The 23,075-nt window shown below is 60.1% G+C and carries 24 protein-coding genes and 1 pseudogene; 8 read left to right on the top strand and 17 right to left on the bottom strand.

All coding sequences use genetic code 11. The features are described 5' to 3' along the window. Window positions 1–203: 203 nt before the first annotated feature. Window positions 204–374: a hypothetical protein gene (locus D1641_RS15630; RefSeq protein WP_160667326.1), complete on the bottom strand. Its 171-nt coding sequence runs from the start codon at window positions 372–374 to the stop codon at window positions 204–206. Window positions 375–389: 15 nt separating this feature from the next. Here D1641_RS15630 and metA point away from each other — a divergent pair, with 15 nt between their 5' ends. The 3 genes from metA (at window position 390) to D1641_RS15615 (ending at window position 3,573) form a co-directional block, all read left to right on the top strand. After that, window positions 390–1,304 (top strand): homoserine O-succinyltransferase, encoded by a 915-nt coding sequence (metA, locus tag D1641_RS15625; RefSeq protein WP_160667323.1) that lies wholly within the window; start codon window positions 390–392, stop codon window positions 1,302–1,304. 250 nt (window positions 1,305–1,554) lie between these two features. Further along, window positions 1,555–2,910 carry an SLC13 family permease gene (locus tag D1641_RS15620; protein WP_160667321.1) on the top strand — a complete coding sequence of 452 codons (1,356 nt, stop codon included), beginning with the start codon at window positions 1,555–1,557 and terminating at the stop codon, window positions 2,908–2,910. Between the two features lie 63 nt (window positions 2,911–2,973). Beyond that, window positions 2,974–3,573 (top strand): cytidylate kinase-like family protein, encoded by a 600-nt coding sequence (locus tag D1641_RS15615; protein ID WP_160667319.1) that lies wholly within the window; start codon window positions 2,974–2,976, stop codon window positions 3,571–3,573. Between the two features lie 36 nt (window positions 3,574–3,609). Here D1641_RS15615 and D1641_RS15610 read toward each other — a convergent pair whose 3' ends face one another. Both D1641_RS15610 and D1641_RS15605 read right to left on the bottom strand, forming a co-directional pair. Next, entirely contained in the window at window positions 3,610–3,975 is a 366-nt protein-coding gene (locus D1641_RS15610) for a sulfite exporter TauE/SafE family protein (protein WP_160667317.1), read from the bottom strand. Continuing rightward, window positions 3,972–4,325 (bottom strand): sulfite exporter TauE/SafE family protein, encoded by a 354-nt coding sequence (locus tag D1641_RS15605; RefSeq protein ID WP_160667315.1) that lies wholly within the window; start codon window positions 4,323–4,325, stop codon window positions 3,972–3,974. The genes D1641_RS15610 and D1641_RS15605 overlap by 4 nt, the downstream gene beginning before the upstream one ends. A 168-nt stretch (window positions 4,326–4,493) precedes the next feature. On the opposite strand from D1641_RS15605, the gene D1641_RS15600 reads away from it, so the two are divergent. Then, on the top strand, window positions 4,494–5,195 hold the full coding sequence (locus tag D1641_RS15600) for a peptidoglycan recognition family protein (protein ID WP_160667313.1): 702 nt from the start codon (window positions 4,494–4,496) through the stop codon (window positions 5,193–5,195). 44 nt (window positions 5,196–5,239) lie between these two features. On the opposite strand, the gene D1641_RS15595 is transcribed toward D1641_RS15600, so the two are convergent. Further along, window positions 5,240–5,506 (bottom strand): hypothetical protein, encoded by a 267-nt coding sequence (locus D1641_RS15595; protein WP_160667310.1) that lies wholly within the window; start codon window positions 5,504–5,506, stop codon window positions 5,240–5,242. Between the two features lie 111 nt (window positions 5,507–5,617). Between D1641_RS15595 and D1641_RS15590 the strand changes: the two genes are divergently transcribed. Continuing rightward, window positions 5,618–5,860: a helix-turn-helix transcriptional regulator gene (locus tag D1641_RS15590; RefSeq protein WP_160667308.1), complete on the top strand. Its 243-nt coding sequence runs from the start codon at window positions 5,618–5,620 to the stop codon at window positions 5,858–5,860. A 43-nt stretch (window positions 5,861–5,903) separates the two neighbouring features. On the opposite strand, the gene D1641_RS15585 is transcribed toward D1641_RS15590, so the two are convergent. The 10 genes from D1641_RS15585 to D1641_RS15540 form a co-directional block, all read right to left on the bottom strand. Further along, window positions 5,904–6,260 (bottom strand): cupin domain-containing protein, encoded by a 357-nt coding sequence (locus D1641_RS15585; RefSeq protein WP_160667306.1) that lies wholly within the window; start codon window positions 6,258–6,260, stop codon window positions 5,904–5,906. A 77-nt stretch (window positions 6,261–6,337) separates the two neighbouring features. Continuing rightward, window positions 6,338–6,766, bottom strand: coding sequence for an Rrf2 family transcriptional regulator (locus D1641_RS15580; protein ID WP_160667304.1), 429 nt, complete (start codon window positions 6,764–6,766; stop codon window positions 6,338–6,340). A 159-nt stretch (window positions 6,767–6,925) separates the two neighbouring features. Then, the gene (locus tag D1641_RS15575; protein WP_160667301.1) at window positions 6,926–7,189 is read right to left on the bottom strand and encodes a metal-sensing transcriptional repressor; all 264 of its coding nucleotides are present in this window, start codon (window positions 7,187–7,189) and stop codon (window positions 6,926–6,928) included. Continuing rightward, complete coding sequence (locus D1641_RS15570) at window positions 7,186–9,762, bottom strand: heavy metal translocating P-type ATPase (protein ID WP_160667299.1); 2,577 nt, start codon at window positions 9,760–9,762, stop codon at window positions 7,186–7,188. The genes D1641_RS15575 and D1641_RS15570 overlap by 4 nt, the downstream gene beginning before the upstream one ends. A 105-nt stretch (window positions 9,763–9,867) precedes the next feature. Beyond that, window positions 9,868–10,626, bottom strand: a complete 759-nt coding sequence (locus D1641_RS15565) for a GNAT family N-acetyltransferase (RefSeq protein WP_160667296.1) — start codon at window positions 10,624–10,626, stop codon at window positions 9,868–9,870. An 82-nt stretch (window positions 10,627–10,708) separates the two neighbouring features. Next, the gene (locus tag D1641_RS15560; protein WP_160667294.1) at window positions 10,709–10,882 is read right to left on the bottom strand and encodes a putative motility protein; all 174 of its coding nucleotides are present in this window, start codon (window positions 10,880–10,882) and stop codon (window positions 10,709–10,711) included. Window positions 10,883–10,963: 81 nt separating this feature from the next. After that, a complete protein-coding gene (locus D1641_RS15555) occupies window positions 10,964–11,851 on the bottom strand; it encodes a hypothetical protein (RefSeq protein ID WP_160667292.1) in 888 nt (295 codons plus the stop codon). 14 nt (window positions 11,852–11,865) lie between these two features. After that, window positions 11,866–13,914, bottom strand: coding sequence for a cell division FtsA domain-containing protein (locus D1641_RS15550; protein ID WP_160667290.1), 2,049 nt, complete (start codon window positions 13,912–13,914; stop codon window positions 11,866–11,868). Between the two features lie 100 nt (window positions 13,915–14,014). Further along, window positions 14,015–15,805 (bottom strand): methyl-accepting chemotaxis protein, encoded by a 1,791-nt coding sequence (locus D1641_RS15545; RefSeq protein ID WP_243149423.1) that lies wholly within the window; start codon window positions 15,803–15,805, stop codon window positions 14,015–14,017. Between the two features lie 179 nt (window positions 15,806–15,984). Further along, the gene (locus D1641_RS15540) at window positions 15,985–16,695 is read right to left on the bottom strand and encodes an ATP-binding cassette domain-containing protein (protein ID WP_160667288.1); all 711 of its coding nucleotides are present in this window, start codon (window positions 16,693–16,695) and stop codon (window positions 15,985–15,987) included. Window positions 16,696–16,842: 147 nt separating this feature from the next. Here D1641_RS15540 and D1641_RS15535 point away from each other — a divergent pair, with 147 nt between their 5' ends. Further along, window positions 16,843–17,805, top strand: coding sequence for a C39 family peptidase (locus D1641_RS15535; RefSeq protein ID WP_160667285.1), 963 nt, complete (start codon window positions 16,843–16,845; stop codon window positions 17,803–17,805). Window positions 17,806–17,865: 60 nt separating this feature from the next. Here the strand turns inward: D1641_RS15535 and D1641_RS15530 are convergent, their stop codons facing one another. Genes D1641_RS15530 through fliD form a run of 3 tightly spaced genes read right to left on the bottom strand, consistent with a single transcriptional unit; the run spans window position 17,866 to window position 21,564 of the window. Next, on the bottom strand, window positions 17,866–18,261 hold the full coding sequence (locus D1641_RS15530; protein ID WP_160667283.1) for a hypothetical protein: 396 nt from the start codon (window positions 18,259–18,261) through the stop codon (window positions 17,866–17,868). A gap of 7 nt (window positions 18,262–18,268) precedes the next feature. After that, a complete protein-coding gene (locus D1641_RS15525; protein ID WP_160667281.1) occupies window positions 18,269–18,637 on the bottom strand; it encodes a flagellar export chaperone FliS in 369 nt (122 codons plus the stop codon). Between the two features lie 26 nt (window positions 18,638–18,663). Next, window positions 18,664–21,564, bottom strand: a complete 2,901-nt coding sequence (fliD, locus tag D1641_RS15520) for a flagellar filament capping protein FliD (protein WP_160667279.1) — start codon at window positions 21,562–21,564, stop codon at window positions 18,664–18,666. Between the two features lie 178 nt (window positions 21,565–21,742). On the opposite strand from fliD, the gene D1641_RS15515 reads away from it, so the two are divergent. After that, window positions 21,743–22,522: a ParA family protein gene (locus D1641_RS15515; protein WP_160667277.1), complete on the top strand. Its 780-nt coding sequence runs from the start codon at window positions 21,743–21,745 to the stop codon at window positions 22,520–22,522. A gap of 23 nt (window positions 22,523–22,545) precedes the next feature. Continuing rightward, window positions 22,546–23,075: pseudogene (locus D1641_RS19545) on the top strand (hypothetical protein); the annotation flags it as partial.

Raw genomic sequence — 23,075 nt, 5'->3', positions numbered from 1 at the left:
TCTCGTTTGTCACGTTGTTTAATTTACAAGGTGCACGCCGCTCGTTTTCAGCGGCGGGGATTATCTTACCACATCTTTAAAGCTTTGTCAAGCACTTTTTTCAGATTTTTTTAATCTTTTTTTGTGCCCGCCTCAGGCTCTTCTGTGGCTCGCTGCCGTCCTGTCGGACAGCTTTGACATAATATCATCCCTCAAGACATTTGTCAATAGGTTTTTTCAAATTTTTTTATTTTTTTCCACTTTTCTCTTTCAGCCCCTTTTTTCTTCCAGTTTTGGCCTAAAAATCCACCTGTGGCGGACACATGACCGCAAAATTTTCTCTTGCGGAAAGACAAGCCTTGTGATAACCTTATATATAGAATCAAAAAATCCACAGGAGGCGACCTTATATGCCCATCAAGATTCTGGACTCCCTGCCGGCCAGAGCCATTCTGGAGGAGGAGAACATCTTTGTCATGACCGAATACCGGGCCATTCATCAGGATATGCGCCCGCTGAACCTGCTGATATTAAATCTGATGCCCACCAAGATCGTAACGGAGACCCAGCTGCTGCGCAAACTGTCCAACTCCCCCCTCCAGGTCCAGGTGGAGCTTCTCAAGATGGCAAGCCACACCTCTCAGAATACCGACTCCAGCCACCTCTGCTCCTTTTATACCACCTTTGACCAAATCAAGGACCGGAAATTTGACGGCATGATCATCACCGGGGCGCCGGTGGAGAACCTGGACTTCACCGACGTGGACTACTGGCCGGAGCTGTGCCAGATCATGGACTGGACCACCACCCACGTCCACTCCACCCTCCATGTGTGCTGGGGGGCCCAGGCGGGGCTCTATCATCACTACGGCATCCCCAAGTACTCCCTGCCTAAAAAGCTCTTCGGGGTATTCCCCCATGTGGCGCTGAAAAAGCAGTCCCCCCTCTTCCGGGGCTTTGACGACGAGTTCTTCATCCCCCACTCCCGGCACACCGAGAACCACGAGGATGACATCCGGAAGATCCCCGAGCTGGAGCTGCTGTCCCTGTCGGAGGAGGCCGGGGTCTTCGCCGTGAAGAGCCGGGACAACCGCCGCTTCTTTATCACCGGCCACCCGGAGTACGACCCGGATACCTTATCCAAGGAGTACTTCCGGGATGTGGACAAGGGCCTGCCCATCGACGTGCCCAAGAACTACTTCCCCAACGACGACCCCGCCCGGGCCCCGGTGGTCCGCTGGCGTTCTGCCGGCCAGCTGTTCTACACCAACTGGCTGAACTACTACGTCTACCAGACCACCCCCTACGATATTACACAGATCTGAGGGAAATGGACAGGCAGAGGAGTATTTTTATTCGAACGAACCGCTTTTGAAAAAGCTCCCGGTTTTTCTTAACAGCAGCTTTAGAATTGTAAGAGAAATATAATGGTATTTCCCCCATCGTTAAGGAAACGCAAAAATCCCCTCTTCGGGGCTTGACAATTTCAGCGAAAGGGTCTATCTTAACTGTCGTTTGAAATTTGTCGATGTCCGGCCCGGTGTGAGGGCCGGAAACCCAAAGGGGGAATTTTTGATGTTAGCCGCGCAGATTTGCGCCGTGGTGATCTTTTTGGTGATGTTTATCCTGCTGATTACCGAAAAGCTCGAGCGTCAGGTCGTAACCCTGAGCTGCGGCCTGGCCACACTGGTCATCGTGTTCGGTCTCTGCCTTCGGGACGGCGCCGCCGTCCTCCAGACGCTCAGCCTTCAGAGCTTCCTGTCTCCCGGCTTCTGGTATCGGATCGGGGAGGCTGAGACCTCATCCGGCATCAACTGGGAGACCATCGTCTTCATCGCCGGCATGATGGTGATGGTGGAGGGGATGGCCGCCAGCGGCTTTTTCCGCTGGCTGTGCATTAAGCTGGCCCGGATGGTCAATTTCAAGCCCACGCCTCTCTTTTTCCTGTTTATGGCCCTGTCCGCCGTGCTGTCCATGTTCATCGACAGCATCACGGTCATCATGTTCCTGGCGGCGGTGACGGCCGAGCTGGCCCGGCTGCTGGACATGAACCCGGTGCCCTTTATCCTGTCGGAGATTTTCTGCGCCAATCTGGGGGGCTCGGCCACCATGTGCGGCGACCCGCCCAACATCATCATCGGCACCTCGCTGGGCTACTCCTTCTTTGACTTTATCACCAACACCGGCCTGATTGCCCTGGTCTCCATTCTGGTTGTGGCTCCCTACTTCTATTTCTTCTTCCGCCGGGAGCTGGTCCCCATGGGCGGCCGGGCTGCCGATCCCGCCTCCTTCCCCGATCCCCGCCAGGCCATCACAAGCAGGCTGGGCTTTGCCCTGAGCTGCGCCATCTTCGCCGCGGCGGTGGTCCTGCTGGTCACCCACGCTCAGACCGGGCTGACGGTATCCACCATCGGACTGGCTATCTCCCTGGTCACCCTTGCCGCCGCCGGGCGGGACGCCCTCCAGCTGCTGCGGAAAATTGACTACGCCACTCTGCTGTTCTTCATCGGCCTGTTCGTGACAGTGAGCGGACTGGAACACACCGGCGTGCTGGAGCTGCTGGCCCAGCTGATCGAGCAGGTGAGCGGCGGCAATGTATACATCATGATCGGCATCATCATCTGGGGCTCTGCCCTGGCCAGCGCCTTCATTGACAATATCCCCTTCGCCGCCACCATGATCCCGGTCATCCGCACCCTGTCCGCCGCCCAGGGGGTGGACCTGTCCAGTCTGGCCTGGGCCCTGTCCATGGGCACCGATATCGGCGGCAGCGCCACCCCCATCGGCGCCTCCGCCAACGTGGTCGGCACCTCCATCGCCGCCAAGAACGGCTTCCCCGTGGCCTGGGGGCGGTACTGCCAGGCTCAAACCCTGCCCACTGTCCTGGTTCTGATTATCTCCACTGTTATCATCTTTGTGCGGTATCTCTAATGCCTGTTTGAAGCGTGTCCACACGTCCAAACAGCGCCTAACCTATAACAAGAAGGGATTTCCATGGAAAAACAGGTTTTAATCACCGTCAGCCGGGAGTTCGGCAGCGGCGGCCACGAGGTGGCGGCCGAGCTGGCCAAGCGCTTCGGCCTGCCCCTGTACGACGAGAGCATTCTGGACAGCATTGCCCACAAGCACAACCTGAAGCTGGATAAGCTGTCCCGCTTCGACGAAAGCCCCATCAACATCTTCACCTCCCGCCGGGTCCGGGGGTTCAGCAACTCCCCTGAGGAGCACGTGTCCGCCATGCAGGCCCATTTTCTCCAGCAAAAGGCCCAGGCGGGGGAGTCCTTTGTGGTGCTGGGCCGCTGCGGCGAGGAGTATCTGCGGGACTTTCCCGGGCTGATTTCCATCTTCGTGCTGGCCGACCGGGAATTTAAGCAGCAGCGCACCATGCGCATCGACAAGGTCTCCGCTGAGGAGGCCCTGGAGCTGATGGCCCGGAACGACAAGCGGCGCAAGTACTGTCACAACCAGATCTGCCAGGGCAAGTGGGGGGACTCCCGCACCTACGACATCTGTGTCAACAGCGCCAAGCTGGACATTCGGGGCACCTCTGACCTTCTGGAGGCCTACGTTCGGGCCCGGATCGCGGCCATGTAACTTGATGATAAAGGACTGACCTGGCAAACAGCCGGGTCAGTCCTTTTTTCTTCCAAACAGCTCCACAGCCCCCACAGCAATCAAAAAGCCTCCGAAGAATTTTTTCAGCAGAGCCACATCCATAGCGGTGGCAGTCCAGGCGGCCAGGGCCGCGCAGACCAGCCCCGCAGTAATGGCGGGGAGGAGGACTGGCTTTTCGATATATCCGTTTTTCACATGGGCGGGCAGGGCCATCAGGCCGGCCGGGAGGAAATAGAGCAGGTTGATCCCCTGGGCCAGGTGCTGATCCACCCCGGCGAAGGCGGTCATATAGACCAGCAGCAGGGTCCCGCCCCCCACACCGAAGCCGGACAGCACCCCGGTAGCCGCCCCCACGGCCAGCGGCAGTAACCACTCCCTCACAGAAAGCTCCTCACCCCTCCATAGATCAGCAGCAGGCCGAAGGCCCGCTTCAGCCAGGTCATCCGCATCCCCTTGAACCACTTCCCTCCGGCCCAGCCCCCTACAGCGCCGCCGATGAGGTACGGCAGGGCCGCCATAAAGTCCAGCCCGCCCCGAAAAAAGTAGATGACAACCGATAGAGCGCACAGGGGCAGAATTACTGCCACTGACGTGGCGAAGGCCCGACGCTGGTCCAGCCCGCAGCACCTGGTGAGCAGCGGCACCAGCACTGATCCGCCCCCACCGCCGAAAAAGCCGTTGGCCGCGCCGGCCAGCCCTCCGGCCAGCCAGTAACGCCGCTTCCCCTGCAAAAAGACCGCCCCCTTTTGGCTTAGTATGCCAAAACAGGGGCGGTTTATGCCCTCCGGCTCCCAAGAGAAAATTCAAAAATTTTTCACAATTTATTAGACGTTTTGAGGCCGCTCTATTCTATCCTGTTCTATATCACCCCACAGACCTTTGAAAGGAGCAGTTGCAGAATGTACGTTGAGCAGCGGACCGGCAGCGGCAGCAGGACCCTCCCCCTCTATCCCCGGCGGTCCAGACGGAGAAGGCGCCGCCGCTCCGTCCCGCTCCTGGCCGTGGGGCTGATAATCGGCGTCTGTCTGGGCTGGACCCTGCGGGGCGCCGCCCTCCCCGCTCAGAGTGCAAGACTCCCGGAGCCCGGGGCGGTCTCCCCGAAGGCCCTGCCCGACTGCCCCGACTGGATTGAGCAGGACCTCCTCACCGTCAACGAGTACTCCCGGCCAGGCACCCCGCTGGACGCCGTCACCGGCGTGGTCATTCACTACGTGGGCAATCCGGGCACCACTGCCCGGCAGAACCACAGCTACTTCCAAAACCTGGCTGCAACCCACGAGACCTACGCCAGCAGCCACTTCCTCATCGGCCTGGAGGGGGAGATCATCCAGAACATCCCCTTGGACGAGGTGGCCTACTGCTCCAGCGAGCGCAACCATGACACCATCTCCATTGAGTGCTGCCACCCGGACACCGACGGCGCCTTCACCCAGGAAACTTATAACTCCCTAGTCAAGCTGGTTCGATGGCTGATGGAGTATTATCAGCTGGACGCCTCCCAGGTCATCCGCCACTACGACGTCACCGGCAAGGAGTGCCCCCTGTACTATGTCCGCCACCCCGGGGAGTGGGAGGCCTTTCTGGACAGCTTGAATACCTAGAAAAACCGCCCCTTTTCAGGTTTGTTTTCCTGAATGGGGGCGGTTTATGTATTTAAAGCGTCGAACTCCTCCAGCAGACGGCTCACCATGGCCCGAAAGAAAAACGCGTTGACAGTGCCCTCCTTCGTCCCGGCGGCACCCCGATTGACCGCCTCGATCATTTTCTGCCAGGTCCCCGGTTTCCTCTCCGTTGACCACACCGCCGCCGAAATCACGGCGTTTATCAGATCTTCTCCAATCTCCCAAGTCACCTTCGCATCTACCATGTGCAAGGGTTGGATTCGGTCGCGCCTTGTACTGTCGTTTCCCATCGGTCGTAGCCCCTTTCCATCACCATATTAACTCCACTGAGTTATTTTAACTCAATAGGGTTAATCTTTTCAAGGGCATTTTGTTAAGCTTTTGTAAAAGGTGGTGATACCATGACGTTGAAAGAGGCAATCATCCAGCGCATTCTCAATCTCTGCGGTGAACATGGTCTGACCATCAACAAGCTTTCTACTGTCTGTGGTATGACCCAATCCACACTAAACAACATTGTCAATGGCCGAAACAAAAGCACTACAACGTCCACCATCAAAAAGATTTGTGACGGTTTGGACATCACGATAGCAGATTTCTTTGACGACCCCTTGTTCCAAAACCTGGAGCAGGAAATCAAATAGAAAAGCCGCCTCATAGGGCGGCTTTTCTTTCTCTTCCTGGGGCTCAGCTCTCGAGCACCGCGTCGGCGGCGGTGTAGTCCTCCAGGGAGTTTTCCTTCACCTGGATGCAGATGTAGCAGATGGCGGAATCTTCCGCCGCCGAGAACTGGCGCTTGGCTTTGGGGGCCACCCGGAGCCAGTCTCCGGCGGTCAGCTCCACCGTCTCGCCGTCGATGACGCTCCTTCCCCTTCCGGAGAGGACCGCGTAAATCTCCTCATTGTGCTTGTGGGAGTGGACAAAGGGCACACCCGTCCCCGCCGGAAGATTGTTGACGCTGATCTCCGCTCCGGTCAGGGAGAGCACGTCGTGCAGCTCGGTTCTGGCGTCCTGGGCCAGACTCACTTTACTATAGTTTGCCATGGTATTACCTCCAGTCTTGTTGTAACCGCAATCGGTACATCAATAGTTATACCACGATTCAGTTGTAATGTCAATAGTTACATCAACTTTTTTGTATCGTTCAAAATATCCTGTATGGTGACGGACTCCATCTCCTGTTCCATCGCCCTCTGGATATCCTCCAGCCTCCCGTCCAGAACGGTATGGATGCTCCTCCCCACTGGGCAGAGCTGATTGGGGTTTTCATGGAAATGGAACAGCCCGTCTCCGTCCACACACTCCACGGCCCTGTACAGGTCCAACAGGGTAATCTCCTCCAGAGGCTTGGCGGCGGCCGCACCTCCGCTCCCCCGGGCCACGCTGACGATGCCGGCTCTTTTCAGCTGTTGGAGGATTCTTCGGATCACCACCGGGTTGGCATTCACGCTGGAGGCCAGAAAATCGCTTGTCACCTTATAATCCTTTTTGAACATCTCAATGCACAGCAGCACATGGACCGCCACGGTAAACCGACTGGAAATCTGCATAATACGCCTCCATCTCCACCGGGAAATATACTCTATTATAAAGTGCCGCCCGCCGAAAAGCAACAGCTTCCCGACGGGCGGAGAAAGAAATCAATTTGCGGCCTTATGTGCGGCGCACCGGGGCCGCCTGTTTTCTGACAGCATCGACCGGACACTTTACTACTCGGCCAGCTTATCCAGCAGGGCGGCCAGCTCCTCCAGCTTGGGGCCGGGGTCGCCGGAGGCGGCGGCTTCCCGGACGCAGCAGTCCATGTGGGCCCGGAGGACCATGCGGTTGGCCTTTTTCAGGATGGACTGAGCGGCCATAATCTGGCTGGACACATCCAGGCAGTAGCGGTCCTCCTCCACCATCTTGAGAATGCCGTCGATCTGTCCCCGGGCAGTTTTCAGCAGCCGGTTGACCTGGGCGTGGTCGGCCTTCACCGGACGGACACCACCTCATAGCCCGCCTCAGTGACGGCATCGGTGAGGACTTTGTTGTCCACATCGCGGCTCAGGGTCAGGGTGGCGGACTTGCCCTCCAGGCTCATCTCCACGGCGGACACGCCGTCGATGGCGGCCAGAGCCTTCTCCACCCGGCCAGTGCAGTGGGCGCACATCATACCCTCGATTATCATGGTCTTGTTCATTGTTGCATTTCCTCCTTGATTTGGTTTATCCTTCATCTCCAGGGGACAGCTCCCCTTGCAGGGAGTCTCCGCAGGAGCTTCAGACCGATATCTGCTCTTGAAAAAACGCAGCCGCAGGGCGTTGGTCACCACCGTCACCGAGCTCAGGCTCATGGCGGCGGCGGCGAACATGGGGTTGAGCTGCCAGTGCAGGGCGGCGTAAAACACCCCGGCGGCCAGGGGGATGCCCAGGGAGTTGTAGAAGAAGGCCCAGAACAGGTTCTCCTTGATGTTCCGGATGGTGGCCCGGGACAGCTCCACGGCGGCGGCCACATCCAGCAGGTCGGACTTCATGAGCACGATGTCCGCAGACTCGATTGCCACGTCGGTACCCGCCCCGATAGCCAGCCCCACCTCCGCCCGGGCCAGGGCGGGGGCGTCGTTGATGCCGTCTCCCACCATGGCCACCTTCTTGCCCTCGGCCTGGAGGGAGGCGATTTTCCGCTCCTTGTCCTGGGGCAGGACCTCGGCCAGCACGGAGGTGACCCCCAGCTCTCTGCCGATAGCCTCGGCGGTGCGCTTATTGTCCCCGGTGAGCATGACCACCTCCAGTCCCAGCTCCCGGAAGGCGGCTACCGCGTCCCTGCTGGTCGGCTTGGGGGTATCGGCCACGGCGATGACGCCTAGTAATTTTTTGCCCGTTTCATCCCCAAAGTAGAGGGGTGTCTTGCCCTGGGCGGCCAATTCTTCCGCCCGCGCCGCCAGAGGACCGGGGTCGATGCCCGCCTCCTCCATCATGGCCCGGTTGCCGCCGAAGTAAACGTGGCCACCCATCTCTCCCCGGACGCCCCGGCCGTGGACGGCGGTGAAGCCGGTGAGCTGGGTGGCGGGGAGCTCTCTCTTCCGGGCCTCCTCTACAATGGCGTTGGCCAGAGGGTGCTCAGAGCGCCTCTCCAGGTTATAGGCCCAAATCAGCAGGCCCTCCTCCCCGTCCGGACCGGGGAAGGCAGGGAGAATATCGGTGACCACCGGCCTGCCCTGGGTGAGAGTGCCCGTCTTGTCCAGCACCACGGTATCTACGGTGTGGAGGGTCTCCAGGGCCTCGGCGGACTTGATGAGGATGCCGTTCTCCGCCCCCTTGCCGGTGCCCACCATGATAGCCACGGGGGTGGCCAGTCCCAGGGCGCAGGGACAGGAGATCACCAGCACTGCCACCCCGGCGGTGAGGGCCCGGGTCACGTCGCCGGTGACAATCAGCCACACGATGGCGGCGACCAGGGCGATGGTCATGACCACCGGAACAAAAATGCCGGAAACCTTGTCGGCCAGCTTGGCAATGGGAGCCTTGGAGGCGGAGGCCTCCTCCACCAGGCGGATCATCTGGGCCAGGGTGGTGTCCTCCCCCACCCGGCTGGCCTCAAAGACAAAGGAGCCCGACTTGTTGATGGAGGCGGCGGCCACCTTGTCCCCCGGCCCCTTGTCCACGGGGAGTGACTCGCCGGTGAGGGCGGACTCGTCCACGGCGGACTGACCTTCTGAAATGACCCCGTCCACCGGGATGGACTGGCCGGGCCGGACCACCACCCGGTCCCCCACCTGGACCTCCTCCACGGGAATCTCAGTCTCTACACCGCCCCGGAGCACGTGGGCGGTTTTAGGGGCCAGGTCCATCAGCCTGCTGATGGCCTCCCCCGTCTTGCCCTTGGACCGGGTCTCCAAAAACTTACCCATAGTAATCAGGGTGAGGATCATGCCGGCGGACTCGAAGTACAGGTCCATGTGGTAGTGGGCCACCCGGTCCATCTCCCCGTGGCCCAGCCCGTAGCCCATCTGATAGATGGCAAAGACGCCATAGATGACGGCGGCGGCAGAGCCCACGGCAATCAGGGAGTCCATGTTGGGAGCCCGATTCCAAAGGGTTTTAAAGCCCACCTTGTAATACTTATCGTTGAGGTACATAATGGGCAGAGTGAGGAGCAGCTGGGTCAGACCGAAGGCCACCGCGTTCTCGTGCCCCACCAAAAAGGCGGGCAGAGGCGCGCCCATCATATGTCCCATAGAGATATAGAACAGCGGGATGAGGAACGCGAAGGACCAGATCATCCGGCGCTTCATAGAGGCCAGCTCCTGCGCCATGACATCCCCCTCAGGCGCTGTCTGAGCTCTGCCCCCCGCCCTCTGGGGCAGAGAGGCCCCGTATCCCGACTGTATTACCGCCTGGATAATCTCCTCTGAGGAGAGGACGCCCTCGTCAAACTCCGCTGTCATGGAGTTGGTCATCAGGCTGACATCGGCGGCCCTGACCCCTTCCAGCTTCTGAACCGCCTTCTCCACATGGGCAGAGCAGGCGGAGCAGGTCATACCCGTGATGTTGAACTTCTGTTTCACCAATTACTTCACCTGACTTCTGAAAAAACTTAACCTCCGGGGTAATGATACCCCCCTGGGGTGGGGTATCTCTATCATAGCTGCTCCGGCCCTCTTTGTCAAGTGTCAGTTTTCGCTTTCCCGCAAAAAATATCCCCGCCGCTTCGACTCCACCCAGTAGGCGGTGTAGGGACGGTCCAGCTGGTAGCCCAGCTTCTCCGCCAGGGCCAGGGAACGCCTGTCATGGGCGTCCCAGCCTGGATAAATCCCCCGGGCCAGACACTCCAGAATCAGCCGCGCCCCGCAGGCGGAGGCCAGACCCAGACGGCGGAAATCCGGCCGGGTGTCAATCTCGATCTCAATAGCCCCATCATAGGCGGCATACGAGGCCGCCCCCGCCAGCGGCAGACCTCCCCCCTGGGTGACCACAAAGCCCAGTCCCCGCTCCAGGAAGTCCTCCTCTCCATCAAAGCAGCCGCACAGATCCCTGGCCCACTCCTCTTCCATCAGTGTAAAGTAAAACTCCCTCCCGATGGGATGCAGGCAGAAGCCTTGCGGCAGAGCCTCTGTAAAGGAAAGCAGCCTTCTCCGGCTGAATCCCTCCGGGGGACGCCGGGTGGCGTACCTGGTAAAGGGGGAGGCCCCCTCCCTCAGGGTATCCTCAATCAGCCGGGCCCAGCCCTCGCTCCCCGGGACCAGGATGGGGGCGTCCGCCTGCTCCACCAGCGCCCGTACAGGCTCCCCCGCCAGGAAGCAGAAATCCCCGATAGAGGCCAGAGCGCTGTCCTCGCCCCAGCGCTCCACCCGGCCCATGACCCCCTGGAGGCTGGCCCGCACCATGGGGGCCTCCCAGCAGGCGAAGAGGGCCGCCAGCTTCTCGTTCATCCTCAGCTCTCCTTTCAACAGCAAAACGGAGCGAAACCTGCCGGTCTCACTCCGCTCTGCCTTCTGGAACGCGTTCCGCTGCTTAAGCCCAGGTGTCAAAACCATACTGGGCGGGTGCGGACACGCTGGACATCATATCAATCATAGCTGCAGCCTGAGTCTCCATGTCCTCCATGGCCATCTTCATCAGACCAAAGGTATAGTTGGTCTGAAACTGGGCCATCTGCATGTTCATGCTCGCCATCGCGACATCCATCTGCGTCCCCTCCCTTCGTTTATAATTGACCGCTGTTCCACTGAGAATATCGGCAGCGCCGGGAGATTTCTTAATACCCCGTTACCGCAGTTCGGTGATGATGGAGTTATCGTCCACATCCATGCGGTAGATATGCTGCATATCGCCGCTGTAGAAGATGATTCCGGAGATATCCCCCGACGTGCCCACCTTATAGACGTTGAAGCGGCGGCAGAGCTGGCCGTCGATGGTGACAAAGCCCTCCACCGGGTAGATGTCGTATTGGGACATATCGCTCCCGTCCAGGGCCAGCCGGGAGGGGGTCATCGTCTTCAAAGAGTCCATCTGCTCCGACAGACTTGCGGGCTCGGGCTCCTTCTTCTCCTCCGGGTAGCGCAGGCTGCCCTCGGGGACAGCCACTCGGACGGCCAGGATATCACTCTCGCTCGACCAGCCGATCGCCAACTGGAACAGGTGCCCCTCCTGGACGGAGGCCTTGACCAGAAGCAGCGATCCCCCCTCATCCGTCAGCTCCGGGCGCTCCTCCTGGACCAGGTAGGTCTCGTCCACCAGGGAGAAGCCCTGCTCCCCGCCCAGCAAAAGGTCCAGATAGCGGTTCATCACGTCGGCGGCGCCTACAACCTCATAAACATAGGTGTATTTCTCCACCACGACCTCTTCGCTGGTGTCCTCTTTTTTCTCCGTCCGCTTGCCGGGGCCCCGGTTACCCAGGAGCTCGCCCTCGCCTTCCTCCAGAATCGTATCCAGCGAGGGGGCAGTGTCCTCTTCGATGGTATAGGCCTCCAGCTTCTTCGGGAGCTTATCCGTTTCGTCTCCGCTGCCCAGCTTGGGCAGCACAATTTTAATCACAACAAAGGCCAGCGCGGCAATCACTACCAGCGCCAGGAGGGGAATCAGCAGCTTTTTCTTGCCGCCCTTCCCGGTTTTCGGCTTTTTTTCCTTCTTTTCCTTTTTTTCCTTCTTAGCCAAAGCAGCTCACTCCATTATCGTTCCAAATAGCGGATGATTACGTCATCCTGAGGGCGCAGCTCCTGGGTAAAGGCGCATTCGCTCCCGTTCACCTGGAGCTCCACGCCCCGGTCCAGATGCTCAAAATCAATGCCGGAAAACTCCAGCAGGTCCATCACATAGTAGGGCGAACCATCCCCCTTGCCGGGCAGACTCAGGGCCTTTCCGTTGAGGATTACCTGGACGCCTCTGCCCTGAGGCTTCGGGGGCTCCGCAGGCCTGGGCGGCTCAGGTCTCGGGGGTTCCGGCTTGGGAGGCTCTGTCCGCTCAGGCGCGGGCCGTGGGGGCTCCGGCCGCCGCTCCCAGGGATTGGGCCGGGAAGCCGGGGGCTCCGGCCGCTCTACGACCGGGGTAGCCGGCCTTTTTGGGGGAGGCGGAGAGGGCAGCCTTCTGGCCGGCTCCGCTGCCCTCGGGGGGGCGGGAGGGGGCGGAGCCGGGCGGAGGGGCTGGTCGGAGGTCACAATCTGATCCCCGGTATTCAGCCGGGTATCTAGGTCGGCCATCCGGCCGTTTATCATAACGCCGCCCACAAAGTCGGCCCCCAGCAGGTCCTTCAGCGTCCGCTGGGCAGGAGCCCCCTGGACCGCTGGGATAAACTCAATGCTGTCTCCGGCGTAAACCAGCGCGGAGGGCACCCCCTCTGCCCCGTTCAGGGTAAGGGAGCAGGGGGTGGCCGGCTGGCCCCGGAAAACCATGTGCTGACCATTCACCGTGACGCTCAGGTTCTTGCCCGTTCGGCCCAGCAGATCCACCGAGCTGTAGCCGTTCATCATCAGCAGCTCCAGCAGGGTCAGGCTGCCGCTTCGGAAGAGCTTGGCCGGCTGGCCGTTGAGCATAATGCGATAGCTGTCGCTGATTAAGCCCAGCCCGGCGGAGACGGCGATGCCCAGAGGGGTAGCCAGCTCCGGATCGTTGAGCTCATACTCCTCGGAGAAAGCGGTAATCTCATAGTTGTTGCCCGCCAGGGCCACCCGGCTCTCGTCCATATCCAGGGCCTCGGCCACCAGCCCCAGCAGTCCCTCCAGCTTGCTGCCGCCTCCCGCCAGAAAGAGGGCGGAGGGGGGCGCACCGTTGAGGGCGATAACCCGCTGGGCAATTTCCTGGGCCAGCATGCAGGCCGGCTGTTGTATGGTCTCCCGCAGCTGAGCGGAGGAGACGCGATCCTCCAGCCCCAGCACATCCCGGTAGACAATTATGTCCTCATCCAGCTGAGTTTTCATCCGCTCCGCCGTGGAGAAGGGAATCAAATAGCGTCGCATCAGCTCCTCGGTGATCTCGTCGCCGGCGATGGTAGCCATAGTGTAGCCCACCACAGTGCCGTCCCGGCACACGGCGATGTCCGTGGTGCCCGCCCCGATGTCAGCCAGCACCAGGTTGAGCAGGCGCAGGTCGGCGGGGATGGCGGCGTTCAGGGCGGCGATGGGCTCCAGCGTTAGACTGGCCACCTCCAGGCCAGCCTTCTCCACCACTGCATACAGGCTCTCCACCACCTCGCTGGGCAGGAAGGTAGCCACTACAGTGGCCTCCAGCAGCTGGCCGTTGTGCCCCCGCAGCGTGGTCATCGGATAGTGGTCCAGGTGGTAGCCGGAGACCGTGTAGCCCACCAGATAAAACCGGCGCTGGCTGTTCTGTCCCTGCCCGATCTGGTCCTCTGCGTCGGAGACGGCACCGCTCTCCAGGCGGCCGATAATGTCGTTGGTGATGCGGGTAATCTCGGGGAACTCCAGCGTGTAGCTGCCCGTCTCGGTACGCAGGGCGCGGCCGGCGGCGGCCACGCAGACCCGTTCCAGGGCGCAGTCCAGCCGCTGCTCCAGCCGGCCGGTCACCTGGCGTGCTACCTTGGCCACCTGAGCAATGTCCTCAATCTGTCCATCCAGCATAGCCCGCTTGCCGTGCTCCTCCTTTTCGATGGCCAGCACCTGGAAGCGCTCGTCCACCACCCGGCCCACGATTCCAATAATGCTGCGGGTGCCGATGTCCAGCGCGAAAATCATGTCGCTCTCCTGGGGCTTGCGTTTTGTCATCCGGTTCACCTCCCATAGTCAATTTCCCGGCAGTCAGGAAAATGGCGCCCCGGTATCGGGGCGCCATATTTATGATAGCTCGGCGCTTTTATGCCCGATCTTAATATTTCAAGCTGCTGAAGGGGTTGGAATCAGCGCCGCCAAAGCCGTCGTCAGAGCTGGAGGGGGCGGGGGCACTGTGGGAGGGCTGGGGCTGATAGCCTCCGCCGAAGCCGTCCTGACGCAGCTTGAACCGGGACAGCAGCTCCTTCATCAGGGTCGCCTGGCTGGACAGCTCCTCGCTGGCGGCGGCCGACTCCTCACTGGTGGCGGAGTTGGTCTGAACCACAGCGGAAATCTGGTCGATGCCCTCGGTAACCTGCATAATCGCCTGGGTCTGGCTCTCCACGGCTTCCACCACAGTGGCCATCATAGTGGTCACGCTGCCGGCGGTCTCAGTGGTGCGGGAAAGGGCGTCGGTAACCTTGTTCACAGCCTCGGTGCCCTCGGCAACGGCGCTGATGGAGCCGTCGATCAGGTCCTTAGTGGCCTTGGCGGCCTCGTCGGACTTGGTGGCCAGATTGCGCACCTCGTCAGCGACCACGGCGAAGCCCTTGCCGGCGGAGCCTGCCCGGGCGGCCTCGACAGCGGCGTTCAGGGCCAGGATGTTGGTCTGGAAGGCGATATTTTCGATGGTAGCGATAATCTTGCCAATCTCCTGGGAGGAGCTGGAGATATTCTCCATGGCGGAGTTCAGATTCCTGACATACTCCATGCTCATATTCAGCTGACCGCCGGCCTCGTTGACAGACTCGCCGGCCTTCTCAGCGGCCTCGGCGGTCTTCTTGGCATTCTCGGAAATATCGGCGATGGTGGCGGACAGCTCCTCAACGGCGCTGGCCTGCTCAGTGGCGCCCTGAGCCAGCGCCTGGGCGCTGTTGGACACCTGGTCGGCGCCGGCGGCCACCTGGTCGGAGCTCTGGCTGATCTGGGCCAGGTCGTCGCTCATGGAGCGGTTGATAACCCGCAGAGAGGCCAGAATCTGGCTCAGGGAGCCCACATAGACCGTCTCATCCTTGGTGCGCACATTGAAGTTGCCGGAGCCCATCTCATCCAGCAGGTGGCAGGTGTCGCCGATGCACTCGCCCAGGACGTGCTGGCTGGTACGCAGGGCGTTGCACATCTCGCCCAGCTCGTTCTTGCCGTCGAAGTCCACAGGGACAGCCAGGTTGCCCTGGCTGAAGCCCACCAGCGCGCCGCGGACCTGCTCGGTGGGAACCGCGATGCTCTTGATGATCTTGGTGGCCATCAGCAGCACGACGAACGTGGCGACAATCATAACCGCGATAATGATAACCAGGGAGATGTTGGAGGTCATATTCTGATTCTTAATAATCTTGTCCTGCTCATCCTTCAGGTGCTCGGCCAGCTTGGTGCCGGCGTCAGCAGCCTTATCCAGCGCGGGGGCGCAATTATTAACAATCATCTCCGCCGCACGGTTGCGGTCAGTGCGCACGACGCTGGCAATCTCCTTGGCCTCGCCCATCCAGTTGTCCAGCGTAGAGACAAAATCATTGAGCAGGGTGCGGTCCTTCAGCTCCTCAGGATAGGTAGCCTCCATATTGGACATCGCCGCGCTGAGCTCCTCCAGCTTGGTGTTCACCGCGCTGAGTCTGTCCTGATCCCCGGACAGGGCTACGTCCCGCAGGTTGCGGGCGGCGATGTTGTAGTCAATCCGGCAGTCAGCGATCAGCGTATTTGTTCTTACATAGTGATCGATGATGTCAGTATAGGCGTTCTTTTGCACATTCATCATAATCAACGATGCGACGATAATGATGACGGAAATCACAATCGTAGTCCCGAAGCCAACGATCAGGCTTTTCTTGATAGACATGTTCTTGAAATTCATATGTACTCCTCCCAAGTTCTCCCCGTCGCTGGGCGGCGCGGAATCATAATGTGCTCCACTGCTCATTATACACCACTTTTCCTTGCGGCGCAAGAAAAAGCGAAAATTTTTATGCGAAATCTTTATTTTTCCATTTTTGGGGATAATTTTTCAAAAATCCTTTAGAATAATCCTGTTATTTACACGATATCGCCATATTTTCCGTTCTTTACATCTCCAACAATCCTTCCGTCCACCAGCGTGATCACTCTGCGTCGCATAATATTCACAAACTGACTGGCGTGCGTGGCCATTACAATGGTAGTTCCCTTGCTGTTCAGCTCGTTAAGCAGGTGCAGCACATCCCAGATGGTGTCGTCGTCCAGATTGGCGGTGAGCTCATCCAGCAGCAGCACAGGAGGACTGCTGAGCAGAGCCCGGGCCAGCTCCACCCGGCGCACCTCGCCGATGGACAGCTCGGCGGGGTAGCAGTCGCCCACCCCGGGCAGGCCCACCAGACCCAGCGCCTTCTCCGCCGCAGCCCTGGCCTTGCGCTGCATACCCCTGGCCCGGCCGGCCACCAACAGGTTCTCCATAATGGTCCGCTTGCGGATCAGCATGGTCTGCTGGCCCACAATCCCGAAGGTCCGGGTCAGCCTGGCCTTCCAGGGGCCGAAATACCGGGCGATGTTGACATCGTCGATATAGGCCGCCCCCTCGTCCGGGGATATCTCCCCGCCCAACAGCTTAAGCATGGTGCTTTTTCCCGCGCCGCTGCTGCCGATGAGAAAGACAAACTCCCCCTGCTCGATGGTGGCATTCAGCTCCCGCACCGCGAAGTGCTTCCTTTTATCCTTCTTATCCTCCGATTTGTACGCTTTCGCAGCATTTTCCAAACGAATCGCTGACATGTGATAAGGCTCCCTTTGCCCTTATGGCGGTCCGTTCGGAACTCCTGGGCGCCGCCATAAATTTGTTGTTCAAAAATCTCGCTTCTTGTAGTATAATCGTTTTCAAGGCCATTGAAAAGAGTTTATTTCAAATTTATGGGGGTCGTCGTGAAAAAATTCGAGCAGCCCAGAAAAAAGAAATGGTATCTGATCCCTTCGATCCTCCTGCTGGCAGCGCTGTGTATCGGCGGGATGGAGCTGGCTATGTGCTCCTATTTCGAGCCGGAGCTCTACCAGCGCATCACTGCCCCTGTGCGCAACGCCGTCCAGGCGGGGGTCCAGCATGTCACCGAGGCGGTCCGGACGGGAGTCCGGCAGGTCACCGAGACCGGCGAGGCGGTGTGGAACGGTCTGTGCCTCACCGCGGACGCCGCCTCCCTGCGCCTGCGGACGGCCTGGGAGGAACTGACCACCGAGGCCGAGTCGGACGAGGAGCTCCAGCTGGTAGACGACAACCTGGTGACCGCGGCGCCGAGGCCACCGGCCAACTACACCATTACCGCCCTGGAGAGCCGGGAGGAGCTGGATATCCTCACCGGAGGGGCCCTGGAGGTCGTCTACTACGACCAGACCTCGGAGCGCTGGGCCGGAGAGTCCTATGGCTCCGACCGCATCGGCAGCCATGGCTGCGGCCCCACCGCCATGTCCATCGTGGTGTCCACCCTCACCGGGCAGATTGTGGACCCGGCCGAGATGGCCCGGCACTGCGTGGAAAAGGGCTGCTGGGCCCGGCTTCACGGCTCCTATCTGAGCATCGTCCAGACCGTGGCGGAGGACTTCGGACTGGTATGCTCTCCCCTTCCGCCGGAGGAGGCGGACAGCGACACCATCGTGCAGCACCTGGCCTCCGGAAGCCTCATCGTCGCCCTGATGGGACCGGGCCACTTTACCAACGGCGGACACTTCATCGTCCTGCGGGGCGTCACTTTGGAGGGGGGCATCCTGGTGGCCGACCCGGCCAGCCAGGAGCGCAGCCTGACCGTCTGGGATCTGGACCTGATTTTGGAGGAGCTGTCCGTCAAGCGCTGGGACGGCAGTCCCCTGTGGGTGGTCTCCCCCCAATTTACCTGAACAAACTGCCCCTGCGGCTTTACGACGCGGGGGCAGTTTGTTATGTCTCTATCCGGGCTTTTATCCGTCCTCTCCGTAAAAAGAGCTCTTCCCGGCCAGACGGCGGCTCAGCCGCCGGTCCAGCTCAATCACCCGCTCAAGCAGGCGGCGGCTCCGGCCGGCCTCCTCATAGAAGGCCCGCTCCTCCGCCGCCGGCTCAGCGGCGCCGGAGGTCAGGGCGGTCACCCGCTCCCCCTCCTCCGGCGACAGGCTCTCCCGCTTCAGGGCGGCGGCCCGCTTCAGCTCCTCCAGGTGGAGGATGGGCTCCTGACGCATGGACAGCAGCAGCCGGACAGACACGTCGTCGCTGCGGTCCAGGGCCTCTCCCAGCTGCTGGCTCAGGTCCAGCGTCTCAGACAGCAGGTTGTATTTCTTCCGCTCCAGCACCGCCAGGTCCATCCAGTCACTTTTCGTCATGTCTGTCTCACCCCGTGCTCTTTTCCGCAGCGCGGAAGGAGTCCCGCATGTCGGCCAGCATGGGGCGCAGGCGCTCCAGCTCGGCCTTGTTCCGTCCGATCTTGATCCGCCCCATCTGATAGGTGAAGTAGTCATACATCCGGCTCAGGTCGTGGCTGATGGGGTACTGCCGGTCCAGGGTCTCGTCCAGGTAGTTGACAATGTCGATGCAGCGGTCCATTGCCCCCTCAAAGGTGGGCCAATCCTGCTTATCCAGCGCCAGACCGGCCAGTGTGGCGCGCTTAATCAGCTCGTCATAGAGCAGCATCAGCAGCTCTCCAGGGGTCATGGAGCTGATAGACTGCTGCTTATACTGCTGGTACCCTCTTGTATCCATATCGGACTCTATCCTTTCTGGTTCGCTCAGCCGCCCATCATCCCCGCCAGGGTGGAGCTCTGGGAGTTCATCTGCTGAATCAGCTGCTCCAGGCGGGCAAACTGGCTGGTGTACTTTTCCACCTGGCTCTCCAGCTTGCTCTGCCACTTCTCAATCTGATTGCTGTAGTTGTCAATCTCCTTCTGCCACTGGTTGTTCATCAGGGACAGGGAGCTCAGGGGGCTGCCGGCCTGCTGGATGAGGACGCCCTTGGGCTCGCCGGTGGTCTTGGAGTAATAATCCAGCTGGTTCTTCATCCGGTCCATGATGCCGTCTTCCTTGGTGAACAGCTCAGACACCCGGTCGGGGTCGCTGTCCAGCATAGAGCGCAGCTTATTCTCGTCCAGCTGGACAGTCTGCGCGCCGGTGTTGATGTCGAAGCTGACGGAGATGCCCATGTCCTTCAGGGTGTCGATGTCCTCCTTGCTGGTGAAGGAGAAGGCCTGGTTCATCTTGGTGTACAGGTTGTTCAGGTTCCGGTCGCCAAAGAGGATGCCCTGCTTGGCCTTCTCCTCATAGCGCTCAATGGCGCTCTCGGACATGCCCTCCCGCTCCTCGTCCGTGAGGGGCTCGTAGTTGGCGAAGGAGCCTCCGGACTTCCGGTAGGGCATGGTGCTGTAGGCACCCTTGATCTCGCTCATCATGGTGTTGTAGTCCTCCACCATGCTCTTGACGGCGTCGATGATCTTGTCCGAGTCGGTCTTGCTCTGGAAGGTGACGCTGTTCTTGTACACCGGCCTGCCGGCGGAGTCCAGGTTCTGGGTCCCGTCCGCGTTCTTGGAGCCGTCGAACTCCTCCTCCATGTTGATGGTCAGTCCATCGACGTTCACGCTGTTGGAGCTGCGGGTCATGGTCTTCTGCTCGCCGTTGACGGTAATGGTGAACTTGGCGTCCTGGCCGGCGGTGTAGTCGATGTTGGGGGCGTTACTCTCGTCGAATTCCACACTGTCGCCATCGTGATCAGTGATCTTAAAATCCAGCGCCGCGCCGCTCTTCTTGTCCTTCGCCTCAATCTGGCCCGTATACTTGTTATAGGCAAAGGAATGATTCATCCCCATGGGAGAGTCGTTCAGCTCATCGACGATCTCCTGAACCGTTGTATCCTTCGTGATGTTGAATTGGACTTCACGCCCGGGAACCGAGAAGGAGAACTTAAATTTTTCACCCTCCGGCCTCATCTTCAGCCATTCCACACCATAGGCATCGGCAAAGCTCTCGCCGCTCCGGTCGGGAATATCGGTGGAGCCGAAGATGGCCTGCGCCAAACCCTCGCCCATTTCGATTTTGCTGTCCGCGCCGGTCTCCTTGGAGGTAAAGGTGAAGCTCTGGGTGGTCTGGGAGTAGCCCACCTGCACTCCGGCGCTCTTGTTGGAGTTGATGTCGGACATGATCTTGGACAGCTTGGTATCCTCGGTATAGGTGCCGATTTTCACGCCGTTGATGGTAAAGTCGTACTGCACCTTCCCGGTCTTTTCGTCCAGCAGGGGATGGCCGTTCTCGTCTGTGGCGATCTTCACGTCTTTCAGCTTATCGCCCATCAGGTCTTTCAGGGTCTTGCTGGTGTTCAGATAGGAGGTGGCAGTGTTGCCGATACCCAGAGCGTCGCCCACGTCGGTGTTGATCACCAGGTCGGAGCCCTCGTTCTTCACCTTGAACTCCAGCTGGAGGCTGCCGTCGGTGGCCTTATTCTCCACAGTAACCTTGTCCCCGAAGGCACTCTTGACCCCCTCCTGGAGGGCCTCGGTATACTTGGCGGCCAGCTCGTCCTTGGCGACCTCCTTGCCGTTGATATAATAAATCTCTTTGGTGGTCTTGTTGCCGTCCTCGTCCTCGACCTCTTTCTTCTCGTATCCGACCCTGGGCATGGCAATCTGCTTGGTGGTGCCGTCCAGGTTCATGTTCATCACCGCGCCGCCCTTTTCCGCCAGATACTCGAAGGTATTCAGCTCCCGGGTCAGGCCCTTCCCGCCGCTGGCGCTCTTGATATTGTTGGTGTCGATGATGGTGATCTTCTTCTCCTTGGCGTCCTCCAGGTCCTCCTCGCTCAGGCCCAGCTGCTCGGCAACATTGCCGCTGGCCCCGGAGATATACAGGCCGTTATTTCCCTTGAGCTCGCTGAAGCCGATCATGCCGTTGGGGTTGGCGGTGGCCTTGATGCGCTCACTGGCGGCCTCGGAGTTGCCGTTGTTGAAGATAATCTTCTCGTCGGCCAGCTTCTGGTTGATGAGCTCGGCCAGCACATCAACGTCCTGCACGTCCTTCTCGTCAACGCCCTGGTCCTTGGCCAGCTTGGTCCGGATGTCCTTCATGGCGTCCACGTCGGTGGACTCGTTGAAGCTGATGCTGACCGTCTTGGAGCCGTAGGTCAGAGTCAGGCTGCCCTTCAGGTTGGACAGCTCCATGTTTTTGGCCGCATCGACGGACAGGTCAACCCCCTTGTCGGCGCGGATGACCCCCGACTCGCCGGTAGCCAGCTCGCTCTTGGTGCGGTACTGGGCCGACTTGGCCAGCTGGTGCACCGCGTTCAGGGAGATATCGCTGCTGGTCTTGCCGCTGGCGGACACCTTATCGGCAAACTCGCCCTTGGTAAGCACCTTCACGGCGCTGCTGAAAAAGCTGGGGGACATCAGGTTGGTGTTGGAGGTATAAGAGGTATACTTGTTGGAGAAGCCCACCATCTTCTGGATAATGCTCCGGTAGGCGTCCTGCTTCCACTCGGTCTTGGTGACCTTCTGGTTCAGCTGGCTGATCTTGGTCTGATAGCTCTTTACCAGACTTTCAATCATGCCCTCCGTGTCCAGGCCGCTGGCCAGGCCACTGATCATATTGGCGCTGTTCATGAGACTGCTTACAGTGTTGCTGCTGCTTACTCCGCCGACGGATGCCATATAAACCGCTCCTTCCATTTATACATCTGTAATTTTTTGTAATTCCCAGGGTTTTTCTGAAAATGAACGCAAAAATACTCTGTACTTTTTTATCGTCCTGTAGTATGATAAAGTTAATAGTCCAAAGAGAAAGATTTTGGGGCCGGCCGCGGCCGGCTCCGGCACGGGAGGAATTGACTTGGCGGCAATCATCGCGATCACCAACCAGAAGGGCGGCGTGGGCAAAACCACCACGTCCAGCGCCCTGATGGACGGCCTACACAGCCGGGGCGCCCGGGTGCTGGGCATTGATCTGGACCCCCAGGGCAGCCTGGGCTTCTGTCTGGGTCTGGACATCGAAAACTGCGCTACCGTCTACGACGTGCTGAAGGGCACCAAAAAGCTGCACGACGCCATCATGGAGTCCGACTGCGGCGACATTCTGCCCTCCAACATCCTGCTGTCCGCCGCCGAGCTGGAGTTCAGCCGGCCCGGCCGGGAATTTCTGCTGAAGAACTGCCTGGCGGATGTGGCGGAGGAGTACGACTATATCGTCATCGACACCCCGCCCGCCCTCAACGTGCTCACGGTCAACGCCTACGTGGCCGCTGACGGCCTGGTCATCCCCATGGCCCCGGAAATTCTCAGTCTGCTGGGCGTCTCCCAGATCCGTGAGACCATCGACACCGTCCGCCGGTGCTACAACTCCCGCCTTCGGGTGCTGGGCATCGTGCTGAACAAGTTCAACCAGCGCTTCACCCTCAACCGCGAGGTGCTGGACATGGCCGAGCAGATCGCCAAGCAGCTGGACACCAGGGTGTTCCAGTCCCGCATCCGCTCCGGCGTGGCGGTGGCTGAGGCCCCCGCCCACGGAGAGAGTGTGCTCTCCTACGCCCCGGACTCCAAGGTGGCCCGGGACTTCCGGCTGCTCATCAACGAGATTGTCCGGATGTACAACCCCGTTTTCCCTAACTCCTGATACTTCGGAAAGGAGCCATTCTCATGGCCGCAAGCAAAAAAAATGCAAAGGGCAACAAAACCGCCCATGTTCTGAACCTCCTCACCGCCCCCGGCGCCCCCAAGGAGGGCGCGCCCGCCGGAGAGGAGACGGAGGGCGTCGAGCAGGCGGCCCCCGCCGCCCCCTCCCGTCCTCTCCTGCCCCCTATCTTAGAGGTGGCCCAGACCAATGACGACAATCTGGCCCAGCAGATTCAGCAGGCCCTGGCGGAGGAGCTGGAGGAAATCCCCGCCGCCCCGGCGGCGGAACAGCCCGCCCAACCTATTATTGAGGAGGTGCCCCCAGTGGCAACAGAGCTTCCCACCGCCCCCTCCGGCGGAAAGATGAGTCAGGAGGACATTGAAAAGATGCTGGCCGGCATGGGCGACGAGCCCGAGCCCGCTCCAGCCCCCGCGCCCGCCCCCTCCGGCGGAAAGATGAGCCAGGAGGACATTGAGAGAATGCTCTCCGGCATGGGCGGCGGCGAGCCCGAGCCCGCTCCGGCCCCCGCGCCCGCCCCCTCCGGCGGAAAGAT

This window comes from Colidextribacter sp. OB.20, assembly GCF_009911595.1.
Lineage (GTDB): Bacteria > Bacillota > Clostridia > Oscillospirales > Oscillospiraceae > Lawsonibacter.
The sequence above is the reverse complement of the archived record's forward strand: the minus strand, read 5'-3'. Positions and strand labels throughout refer to the sequence as shown.